Here is a 9,545-nt window from a genome sequence, read left to right as displayed (position 1 = left end):
GGGCGGGCGCCCGCCAGGCCGAGCCCCAGCCACCAGCGGCGGGCCCGCCGGCGGGGGGCGAGGCTGCCGGTTCCGACTGTCACGATCCTTGCATGAAGATCGGCGGTCGGAGGCGGCATCGTATAGCGATCCAGCATGGTGTCGAGCCGGGCGGCAGCCTCCAGGATGGCTTCGCCCTCGGCGGTGGACGCAAAAGCCTGGGCCGCCAGCCGTTCGGCTTCCGGCCAATGCTGCAGGCGGCTGCCATAGCTGTCGGCAAGGGCGGCAAAACGTTCGGCATCCATCGGTGGGGGCCTATCGGGCATGGGAGCCGCTCCCTGACAACAGGGCTTCGAGCTTGTCCGAACGGGACCGCCGGACAGGCGCTGCGAGGCGCTGGGGAAGGGGGGCGGCGGACTTGCCCTGGGCAGTGGAAGCAGCCGTAGTGCCGCGTCCTGCGGATTGGAGGCAGATGCAGCCATGCCCCTCGATGCTGCGGAGCGCCAGGTCGAGGCGGCCGGCCCGTGCGAGGATATGCCGGCCCTGAGGTGTCAGCGCAAAGGCGCGTCCGGCGCTGCGCTCGGGCGCGGGCCAGGTCTCCATGACCGCGCCATAGGCAGCAGCGAGGGCGGCAAAACGCTCTGCACTCATCGCGAAGGGAGCTTCAGTCATGATCGGCCTTCCTGATCAGGAGCGACTGCAGAGAACGGCGTCCGCGGGCGAGCAGGCTCTCCAGCGCCTCGACGCTGACTTCCATGGCCGCGGCGGCCTCGATATTGGACATCGCCTGATAGTAGGTCAGGACGATAGCTTCCCGCTGCCGCGGTGCAATGGCCTGCAAGGCTCGCTCGACATCGTCGCTGGCCTCCTCGGCCCGGCTTGCGGCCGGATGGTCCGGTGGGGCGGCCAACTCGGGCAGGTCGAGGCCCGTCCATTCCCTGCGGCGGCGCAGGCGGTCGTAGCAGAGGTTGAGCGCGACGCGATGGATCCAGGTGTCGAACCGGGCCGTGCCGGACCGCCAGCGCCCGGCGTTGCGCCAGATCCGCAGGAAGGTCTCCTGCGCAACGTCCTCGGCCTCTGCAGCATCACCCAGCATGCGGCGTGCCAAGGCGAGCAATCGAGGCAGCTTGCGCGAGACCAGGGCCTGCATGGCGGCATTGTCGCCCGAACCGATCCGGCGCACCAATTCCTCGTCTGGATCGGACACCATGGCCAGGCGCACTCCCGGGACTCATCGAGGGCCATGGTCCTGCATCATTGCGCCGGTTTGGCAGCCGATTTGTGGCCCGGCAGTTCATCGCGGGCCAGGGCGCCATCCTTGTTGGCATCGAGCCGGGCAAAGCGCTTGGCGAAGAAGGCGTCGAGCTCGGCCTTGTCCAGGAAGCCGTCCTTGTTGGTATCGAGGCGGGCGAAGGTTTTGGCCGGATCGGCCTTGGCGTTCCGCTTCGCCTGAAAGGCGCTCCACTCCGCCAGGCTGATCTTGGCGTCACCGTCGGTATCCGCCTTCATCAGGGCCTTCTCTCGGCGGGCCTGGAATTCGGCGAGGCTAAGCCCGGCCTTGGCCGGTGCCGCGGATGGGGCGGGAGCTTGGGCCGCGGGGGGCTGGGATGGCTGGGCCGGAGCCGGTTGCGCCGTCTGCGCCATCGCGGCTGCGGCCGGCAGGGCCAGCATCAAGGCAAGAATCGAACGGCCGATCATGGGCATCTCCTGGGACAGATTGCGCGGGCAGTATGCGCAAAGGACGCCGTTTGAACGGCAGTGCCAGGAAAATCCGTCGGTCAGGTGGCAAGAAACTTTGCGGCTCCAGCCAATCGGTTGGATTGGCCTGGAAACAAGGAGCCTGGATACAGAGCCTTCAGTGCCGGCCGTCGAGATCGCGAATGGCCGCGGCCCGTGCCGCAGGATCTCCGGCCAGGAGATGCACGTGGACTTCGCAGGCACCGGCTCTCGCTGCTGCCGTGAGCGTGGCAGCAAGATCGTCGCCGCCTTGGCCGGCTTCGCCGATCCACACGCAGGCGCCACCTGCATCGACCGCGATCAGGACGGCATCGACATAATCGGGGCATTGGGCGATCGGATAGACCGAAACCAGATAGGAACGGCCTGAAATGCCGACCCAGCGACGGAAGCGCGATGCCGCTGCCGGCGCATCGCGGCCCAAGGCGGCCAGCGTCGTGCACAGGCGGTGATCGGGCGACGATGAACGAGAACGAATCGCGATCTGTGTCATGGAACAAATCTAGAACATCGCCTGTTGCGACGTCAAGCGATTCGGGTTTGTTCCGGCGCCGGGGGATCGCGGGCCTCGGCAAGCAGCCGGTCCGACGCCGTTTCGATGTCGTCGACCAGGCGCTCGAAGAAGACCGTCTTGTCCTGGCCGGCGGGGATGGCCGGCAGGATTTCCATCACCAGCCTGCCGGGCTGGCGGATGAACTGGCGCCGCGGCCAGAAATGGCCGGAATTGAGCGCAACCGGGACGCAGGGTACATCGAACTCGCTATAGAGATAGACCACGCCATATTTGTAGGCCGGCTCGGCGGCGGGCGCCCGGCGGGTCCCCTCGGGGAAGATCACGATCTGCCGGCCCCGGGCGAGTTCGCGCTCGCCATCCGCCTTCATCTGCTTCATCGCCCTGGAGCGTGCACCACGGTTGACGGCGATCATCTGTGCCTTGGCGGCGAGCCAGCCGAAGACGGGCAGCCACATCAATTCGCGCTTGAGCACATAGCAGGGGTCCTCGCAGATGAGGAACATGGCGAAGATGTCCCAGGTCGACTGGTGCTTGGCGGCGACCAGAACCGGCCCGGGCGGCAGGTTCTCCCGCCCGCGAATCTCGCAGGTGATGCCGGCGATATGGCGCATCAGGAAGATATTCACCCGCGCCCAGTTCTTCACGATCCAGAGCAGTGCGGGGCGCGGCATCAGCAATGTCGGCAACGCCAGGATCATCCACAGGACGATATTGACATAGAAGGCCAGGTTGAACAGGAGCGAGCGCAAAACGAGCATGGAGACGGTCATTCGAGGGATGCTGTTGCGGCTATAGCAGAATTGAGAGCGCATGCCTCCCTCTTCATCGCCGGTCGAGCGGATAGGGGGTGGACGAGCCGCGAATGGGGCATCGATGGCGCCAGGCCATTCTTGCGGGAGAGCCCGAAAGTCGGTGTTTTGCTTCAACGGCGCCGGTGCGCCGCGGCAATCAAGTGCGCGATCAGATGCCGTGCGCCCTCTGACAGAACCGAGCGATTGTCGTAGGACACATAATATCCTCTGCCGGACAGGAGGACGTCATGGCCGATGCACTGTAGAACACCGGCCTCGAGTTCGGTGCGCAGCAGGCCGATACTCCCCAAGGCGACACCACGACCGTTGATCGCTTCGCCGATCGTTTGCGAATAGGTCGAGAGGCTCTCCACCGGCCAGCTGCCGAAGTCGCCGAAGGACAAGCGCTGGAACCAGACACGCCAATCCACCCAATCCGGCGAGGCCCGGCCATAATTGAGCAATGTCGGTCGCCGGGACGTGGGGATATCCTGAATCGACCGAAGGTCGGGGCCAAGCCGTTCTGCCAATTCCGGCGCCGCTACCGGTGCGAGTTCCTCCTCGAACAGCATCGTCGTGGTTCGCTCCGCTAGATCCCCATCGCCATAGGTCACGGTGAGGTCGGTGCCGTCGTTGAACAGGTCCCGCGGATTATCCGAGGTGATCAGCCGCGTCGGGCAGGCATTCGGGGAGAGTCCGAAGTCGCGCAAGTGAGGTGTCAGCCAGAACATGCCCACCGGCGTATTGGCACCGATGGATAGTGGCCGCTGCGCTTCCTCGCGCAGAACGCCGAGGCCTTGGTGAAGGAACTCCAGCGTCATGCTGGCAGTCTGGAACAGCTTGTCGCCGAGCGGTGTCGGGAAAAGGCGCTTGCCGGCCCGCATGAACAGGGCCTCGCCCATCCATGTCTCAAGCTGCCCGATGCGCTTGCTCACCGCGGCCTGGGAGACGTTGAGCTCCCCGGCGCCGGCCGTGAAACTGCCGGTGCGATAAGCCGCCTCAAAGAAGATCAACGTATCCAGAGGCGGCAGCGTGCTGCGATAGCGCTTCATAACCAACAGTTATCCATTTAAGCGAGTTTTTACGCAGTTTACAGGCCCTTCCATGCGCTTAGGATCACGTGAAATCAATCGTCAAATGGCTCGGACATGACCTCGCTTCCTCACATCGGTTTCATCGGTCTTGGTAATATGGGCGGGCCGATGTGCCTGAGGCTGCTGGCGGCAGGCTACGCAGTGACGGCCTTCGATCTCGACCGGGATGCCCTGGGCAAGGTGATCGCGGCCGGCGCGGCTGCAGCATCCTCGGCCCGGGACTGCGCGGCCCGGGCCGATGTCTTCCTCACGTCCCTGCCCCGGCCCGACCATGTCGAAAGCGTGATGGCGGGAGAGAAGGGCGCCCTTCGAAGCCTTCGCAAGGGCAGCATCTGGATCGACCTGACAACCAACCGCAACGAGTTGCTGCTGCGGCTTGCCGAGCAGGCGCCGGCCGGCGTCAGCGTCATGGATTGCCCGGTAACCGGGGCGGTCGATGGCGCCCGGAATGGAAACTTGACCCTGTTCGCCGGCGGCAGCAAGGCGTCGTTCGAGCGCGTTGAACCGATCCTTGAAAATCTCGGCATGGTCGTTCACTGCGGCGGGCTTGGGACGGGCAACGTGGTCAAGCTCGTGACCAACCAGCTATGGTTCATCTCGGCGGCGGCAATCGGCGAAGGCTTCGCGACCGGCCTCGCCAATGGCGTCGAACTCGGCACGCTCTGGCGCGCGATCCAGAACAGCGTTGGCGACAGTTTCGTCGTCCGTCACGATGCGCCGTCGATCTTCGCCGGGCATTATGACCCCAGCTTCAGCCTCGACCTTTGCCTCAAGGACTTGCGCCTGATCCAGGAGCTCAATCGCAATGTCCAGGCGGCGCTGCCGATGACGACGGCGGCCGAAGGGGCCTTCGCTCTCGCTGCGAGCCGCTACGGCGCCGGTGCTGCGGAACTTCATGTCGTCAAGCGTATCGAGGACGATGCCGGCCTCTCGATGCGCCTGGCCGGCGACTGGGTGCCTCATTGGGAGAAGTAAGCGGAAAAACGCGGGCACGGTGCTCCGGATACGACGCCTACCCTGCCGGCCGTCGTCGAAGTTCTCGGCCAAAGGCGTTTGTGCGCCCGAGTTTTGCAGCGGCCGGGACGTCGCATGCAGTCCCCTGCGCTGAACCTCCCTCAATCGGCCCGTGCCTGCACCCTCTCCGCCGTGGCCCGTTCCATCCGGAGCTGGAAGGTGGCGCCTGCATATTTCACATATTCCGACAGCAGCAGGCGGATGCTGGTCGGATCCGACCACCAGGAATCGAGCCTGAGATTCTGCGAGATCACGGGATAGGCGATCAGCGTGGTATCCGGCAGCACCCGGCGCAGTTCCAGCAGCGAGCGCGGCATATGGTAGTTCGAGGTCACCACGATGATCGACTTGAATTGCTTGTCCCGCACCCAGCGTGCCGTTTCCAGGGCGTTGCCGAGGGTATTGAGGGCATTGCGGTCGATATCCACGCAGCAGTCGAGCACCTCGACGCCGCCGGCGCTATGACCGGCCAGCGCCTGCTGGCTGGTCGCCTTGTTGACGCCGGTGATGAGAAGCCGCTTGGCACGGCCCTGGTTGAGCAGGTCGAAGGCCTCGCTGATGCGGTCGGCGCCGCCGGTGAGGGCGATGATGCCGTCGGCCCTTACCGCCGGGCTGGGCGTCTGGTTCTGCAGGCTGGAGACGAAATAGGCGAAATCCGTGACCACGGCGGCGGTGAGGAACAGCAGGCAGGCGCCGGTGATCTCCATGACCCAGCGCAGCCAGCGCCGCGGCCGCTTCGGCGGGTGCTCCGCCTGGGAGGGGGAGGCGATGCCATCGATCGTCGAGACCTGCCGCATCGGACGCGCCCATGACAATCTGTCGAATCTGGCCAGCCTGCGAAAACTGGCCAATCTGCCGTATCCGAAATTCTTACGGATGGTTTGGGCAAAAATGGGGTCGGCGGGGCGGGTATGCAGCGGAATGGGCGCGGAGCCCTGCCAGACGCTCATGGGTGACCCCTATATGTGGCCTCGCAGCACGCGGTGAACCGTCATGCGCGATGTGACGCCGGTGATGATGGCAATGAGCACGACTGCCGCGGCAATGGCGGCATAGCCGCGCCAGTCCATGTTGAAGGAGCCGAACAGGGCTTCCATCTGGTCGCCTGCCGCCGTGGCGGTGAAACGGGAGGCGAGCATATGGGCGAGGAGGAAGGTCAGCGCCGCCGCGCCGCCGCCGATCAGGCCGCCCTTGAGGCCGAGCCAGAGGAAATGGCGTTGGAATTCGTTGGCGATGAAGCTGTCATGCGCGCCGACGAAATGCAGGACCTCCACCACGTCCTTGTTGCCGGCCATGGCGCCGCGGGTGGCGAACACCACCGATAGCGCCGTGGCCACGACCATCAATACGAGGATGGCCAAGCCCGCCAGCACCATGGCCCGCGCCATGGCCGCCAGGCGTGCGATCCAGAAGCGGTGATCGTCGAGGCTGGCGCCGGCCACGGTTTCGGCCAGCGTCTTCTTCAGGGTGGCGAAGTCGGGCAGGCTTCCAGGCGTGATCTTCACCACGATCAGGCGCGGGATCGGCAGGTCGCCCATGTCGAGGCCCTCGCCGAGCCAGGGCACCAGCATGCGCTCGGTTTCCTCGCGCGAATAGACCTGCACGTCGCTGATCCCTTCGGTGGCGCGGGCGGCGACGACGGCCTTGGCGATCTCGGCCTCGACGTCGCGCCCCTCCACCGGGCGGACCTGGATGGTGACCTCGCGGGCGATCTGCGAGCCCCAGTCCGCAGCCGCGCCGGCAATCAGCAGCACGCCGCCGGCCGTGAGAGCGACCAGGAAGGTCATGATCGCCACCACCGCCATCAGCGAGCGCCCGGCGATCGAGCCCGACGGCACGATCGGGGCGGCCGGGCGGATCAGCGTCTCGGCGCGCCGGCCGGCGGGCTGGCCTCTGTCGTTCACGACCATGACGCGGGCTCCTGGACCGTGACGTGGCCGTCCTCGAGACGCAGGCGCCGGGCGGGGAAGAGCTCCATCAAACTTTCGTCATGGGTGGCGATCACCACCGAGGTGCCGGAGCGGTTGAGTTCGATGAACAGGCGCAGCAGACGCCGCGCCAAGGCCGGATCGACATTGCCTGTGGGCTCGTCCGCCAGCAGCAATTCGGGGCGCACGATCAGGGCGCGCGCGATGGCGGCGCGCTGCTTCTCACCGCCGGACAAGACGGGCGGCAGCACATGCATGCGCTCGCCCAGCCCGACCCAATGCAGCAATTCGACCACTTCGGCCCGGTAGCGGGCCTCATCCTGGCCCTGTACGCGCAGGGGCAGGGCGATGTTTTCATAGGTGGTGAGGTGGTCGAGCAGGCGGAAATCCTGGAAAACGATGCCGATGCGCCGCCGCGTCTCGGCGAGGGCATGCTTGGAGAGGGTCGACACCTCCTGATCGAAGGTGTGGATGAGGCCACGGGTCGGCTTGAGGGTGAGAAAGAGCAGGCGCAGCAGCGTGGTCTTGCCTGCGCCGGAAGGACCGGTGAGGAACTGGAAGGAATTGGCGGGCAGGTCGAAACTGACGTCGCGCAGCACTTCCGGGCCCATCCCGTAGCGCAATCCCACATTCTCGAACCGAACCAAGACAGAATCTCCCCAAGAGGCGGCCCCGACCACGGCCCCAACCGCCTCGGCTGCACTGTGCCGGGAGGGCGTTAACGAGGTGTTAACGTTAACGAAATGACAACGAATTTAACCTTCGGAAGACCCCCCTTTCCGCAGGCAGGAGGGAAGAGCTGCCCGACTTGCGATCCGGTGGCTGTGGGTGGGCGGCAGGCGGCACTGCAACGCCATTGTCGCCGATACCCTCCTGCGGCTATGGTGCCGGCAGAAATGAGGAGTTCGATGGCCACGTCGCGTAATATCAAAGTCCTGTTCGATGCCGAGACGATTGCCAAGCGCAACGCGTCCCTGGTGCAGGAGATCAAGGCCCGCAATCTCGAGAATCTGCTCGTGGTCGCGGTGCTGAAAGGATCCTTCGTGTTCACGGCCGATCTCCTGCGCGCCATGCACCATGCCGGCATGGCGCCTGAGGTGGAGTTCGTGCATCTGTCGAGCTATCGGGAGGCGACCGTATCGACCGGCACGGTGAACATTCTCCATGACGTCGAGAGCGACGTGCGCGGACGCAACATCCTGCTGGTCGACGACATTCTCGAATCGGGACGTACCCTGGCCTTCGCCAAGGACCTGCTCGCGGCGCGTGGCGCCAAGCAGGTGCTGAGCTGCGTGCTGCTCGACAAGCCGGGCAAGAGCGCCGTCAACATCAAGGCCGATTTCATCGGCTTCGAATGCCCCGACGTCTTCGTGGTCGGCTATGGCATGGACGTCGCTCATTCCTATCGTCAGCTGCCGTTCGTCGGCGTGGTCGAGTAGAGGTGCCTTGATCCTGCCTTGCCGTGCAGGCAGGAGCGTTTTGCGTTGGCGGCATCGCCAGGAATCGCAAAGATGCGTCGAACCAAAGAGGCAGCGCAAAGCGGCGTTGCCGACTAAACGCGCTTTGCTCTAGAAGCCGGCGGCATGGCAGGCCTCGGAGGAGATATGGCTGGTATCCTGGGCGCGCACAGCGCCCGTTTCCTGTTTCGTGACGACAAGGGCAGCATCGACCGGCAGACCTGGTGGCGCGCCATGGCGGTGCTGGCCGTGGTCCTGGGGGCGCTGGTGGCAGTGGCCTACGGGCTCAACCATGTCCTGCCGCGCAATCCCGCGGCGGCCGAAGCCCTGGTCGACGAAGTCGCCCGCGACCATACCCGGCTGATGACGGCACCCTATTATCTGTCGCTGTTTGCGATCGACGTCATCTATCTGGTGATGGTGCTGGTCTCGGTCTGCATCTATTTCGTCGGCGCCAAGCGCTACAACGACCTGGGCCGGCCGGCGCAACTCGCGCTCATCCTGCCTGCCGCCATCTATTTCCAGATCTTCTCGCCGATCCTCAGCGACCAGGTGCTGCCGGTCTATGGACGCTGGATCGTGACCCTCGCCATGCTCGCCGTGCTCGTCTGGCAAATCTATGAGCTTGGTTTCAGGAAGGGCCGCCTCTAAGCTGGCTCGCTGGGCAGGTCTTCCGACCGGCCGTCTCTTGTCGGCTGGTGAGATTCGGAGATTTGTTGACGTTACGTCAATCTGATTGCTTGCCCTGGCTTGTTCACCTTGCATTCAGATCATACTGCTAGACATTGAGTATTGAAATTGAGGGAGGGAGCTATGAAACTATCCCTGAAGCTGTTTGTCGCAGCTGGTCTGACCGCTGGAAGCATGATGTTTGCTCCGCAGATTGCTTCGGCAATGCCGATGGCACCATCCGCGCAATCACAGGCCGACAACGGGCTCGTCCAGCAAATTCGCCGTTTGTGCCCCTATGGGATGCACCGCTCCCCCTATGGCTGCGTTCCCGATCGCGGCTACCGGCGGGGGGGCCGGCG

The 9,545-nt window shown here is 64.9% G+C and carries 12 protein-coding genes and 2 pseudogenes; 4 read left to right on the top strand and 10 right to left on the bottom strand.

Annotated features, from left to right (window positions below):
- From BA190_RS33575 to BA190_RS33545, 7 genes and pseudogenes are all read right to left on the bottom strand, one after another.
- Positions 1-305, bottom strand: a pseudogene (locus BA190_RS33575) (hypothetical protein); the annotation flags it as partial.
- Positions 295-651: a hypothetical protein gene (locus BA190_RS33570; RefSeq protein ID WP_068299065.1), complete on the bottom strand. Its 357-nt coding sequence runs from the start codon at positions 649-651 to the stop codon at positions 295-297. The pseudogene BA190_RS33575 and the gene BA190_RS33570, both read right to left, overlap by 11 nt.
- Positions 644-1,189: an RNA polymerase sigma factor gene (locus tag BA190_RS33565; RefSeq protein WP_068299070.1), complete on the bottom strand. Its 546-nt coding sequence runs from the start codon at positions 1,187-1,189 to the stop codon at positions 644-646. Before BA190_RS33565 ends, BA190_RS33570 begins: the two co-directional genes overlap by 8 nt.
- 44 nt (positions 1,190-1,233) lie before the next feature.
- Positions 1,234-1,677 carry an EF-hand domain-containing protein gene (locus BA190_RS33560; protein WP_068299063.1) on the bottom strand — a complete coding sequence of 148 codons (444 nt, stop codon included), beginning with the start codon at positions 1,675-1,677 and terminating at the stop codon, positions 1,234-1,236.
- 157 nt (positions 1,678-1,834) lie between these two features.
- On the bottom strand, positions 1,835-2,209 hold the full coding sequence (locus BA190_RS33555) for a hypothetical protein (RefSeq protein ID WP_068299061.1): 375 nt from the start codon (positions 2,207-2,209) through the stop codon (positions 1,835-1,837).
- A 32-nt stretch (positions 2,210-2,241) separates the two neighbouring features.
- Complete coding sequence (locus BA190_RS33550) at positions 2,242-3,000, bottom strand: 1-acyl-sn-glycerol-3-phosphate acyltransferase (protein ID WP_068299058.1); 759 nt, start codon at positions 2,998-3,000, stop codon at positions 2,242-2,244.
- Between the two features lie 152 nt (positions 3,001-3,152).
- A complete protein-coding gene (locus BA190_RS33545) occupies positions 3,153-4,073 on the bottom strand; it encodes a LysR family transcriptional regulator (RefSeq protein ID WP_068299054.1) in 921 nt (306 codons plus the stop codon).
- Positions 4,074-4,169: 96 nt separating this feature from the next.
- Between BA190_RS33545 and BA190_RS33540 the strand changes: the two genes are divergently transcribed.
- A complete protein-coding gene (locus tag BA190_RS33540; RefSeq protein ID WP_068299051.1) occupies positions 4,170-5,090 on the top strand; it encodes an NAD(P)-dependent oxidoreductase in 921 nt (306 codons plus the stop codon).
- Positions 5,091-5,230: 140 nt separating this feature from the next.
- On the opposite strand, the gene BA190_RS33535 is transcribed toward BA190_RS33540, so the two are convergent.
- The 3 genes from BA190_RS33535 to ftsE form a co-directional block, all read right to left on the bottom strand.
- Positions 5,231-5,926, bottom strand: coding sequence for a YdcF family protein (locus BA190_RS33535; RefSeq protein ID WP_068299067.1), 696 nt, complete (start codon positions 5,924-5,926; stop codon positions 5,231-5,233).
- 162 nt (positions 5,927-6,088) lie between these two features.
- Complete coding sequence (locus BA190_RS33530; protein WP_068299048.1) at positions 6,089-7,039, bottom strand: ABC transporter permease; 951 nt, start codon at positions 7,037-7,039, stop codon at positions 6,089-6,091.
- The gene (ftsE, locus tag BA190_RS33525) at positions 7,030-7,704 is read right to left on the bottom strand and encodes a cell division ATP-binding protein FtsE (RefSeq protein ID WP_068299045.1); all 675 of its coding nucleotides are present in this window, start codon (positions 7,702-7,704) and stop codon (positions 7,030-7,032) included. Before ftsE ends, BA190_RS33530 begins: the two co-directional genes overlap by 10 nt.
- A gap of 261 nt (positions 7,705-7,965) precedes the next feature.
- On the opposite strand from ftsE, the gene hpt reads away from it, so the two are divergent.
- From hpt to BA190_RS36705, 3 genes and pseudogenes are all read left to right on the top strand, one after another.
- Positions 7,966-8,496, top strand: a complete 531-nt coding sequence (gene hpt / locus BA190_RS33520) for a hypoxanthine phosphoribosyltransferase (protein WP_068299041.1) — start codon at positions 7,966-7,968, stop codon at positions 8,494-8,496.
- A gap of 165 nt (positions 8,497-8,661) precedes the next feature.
- Positions 8,662-9,165: a hypothetical protein gene (locus tag BA190_RS33515; RefSeq protein ID WP_068299038.1), complete on the top strand. Its 504-nt coding sequence runs from the start codon at positions 8,662-8,664 to the stop codon at positions 9,163-9,165.
- 162 nt (positions 9,166-9,327) lie between these two features.
- Positions 9,328-9,545: pseudogene (locus BA190_RS36705) on the top strand (hypothetical protein); the annotation flags it as partial.

It is taken from the genome of Labrys sp. WJW (assembly GCF_001676615.1).
Lineage (GTDB): Bacteria > Pseudomonadota > Alphaproteobacteria > Rhizobiales > Labraceae > Labrys > Labrys sedimenti.
The sequence above is the reverse complement of the archived record's forward strand: the minus strand, read 5'-3'. Positions and strand labels throughout refer to the sequence as shown.

Excerpts from the sequence above, each read along its gene's own strand:
- BA190_RS33570 (WP_068299065.1), bottom strand. The coding sequence starts at position 651 with ATGACTGAAGCTCCCTTCGCGATGAGTGCAGAGCGTTTTGCCGCCCTC.
- BA190_RS33545 (WP_068299054.1), bottom strand. The coding sequence starts at position 4,073 with ATGAAGCGCTATCGCAGCACGCTGCCGCCTCTGGATACGTTGATCTTC.
- BA190_RS33550 (WP_068299058.1), bottom strand. The coding sequence starts at position 3,000 with ATGACCGTCTCCATGCTCGTTTTGCGCTCGCTCCTGTTCAACCTGGCC.
- hpt (WP_068299041.1), top strand. The coding sequence starts at position 7,966 with ATGGCCACGTCGCGTAATATCAAAGTCCTGTTCGATGCCGAGACGATT.
- BA190_RS33560 (WP_068299063.1), bottom strand. The coding sequence starts at position 1,677 with ATGATCGGCCGTTCGATTCTTGCCTTGATGCTGGCCCTGCCGGCCGCA.
- BA190_RS33515 (WP_068299038.1), top strand. The coding sequence starts at position 8,662 with ATGGCTGGTATCCTGGGCGCGCACAGCGCCCGTTTCCTGTTTCGTGAC.
- BA190_RS33565 (WP_068299070.1), bottom strand. The coding sequence starts at position 1,189 with ATGGTGTCCGATCCAGACGAGGAATTGGTGCGCCGGATCGGTTCGGGC.
- BA190_RS33555 (WP_068299061.1), bottom strand. The coding sequence starts at position 2,209 with ATGACACAGATCGCGATTCGTTCTCGTTCATCGTCGCCCGATCACCGC.
- BA190_RS33530 (WP_068299048.1), bottom strand. The coding sequence starts at position 7,039 with ATGGTCGTGAACGACAGAGGCCAGCCCGCCGGCCGGCGCGCCGAGACG.
- BA190_RS33540 (WP_068299051.1), top strand. The coding sequence starts at position 4,170 with ATGACCTCGCTTCCTCACATCGGTTTCATCGGTCTTGGTAATATGGGC.
- BA190_RS33535 (WP_068299067.1), bottom strand. The coding sequence starts at position 5,926 with ATGCGGCAGGTCTCGACGATCGATGGCATCGCCTCCCCCTCCCAGGCG.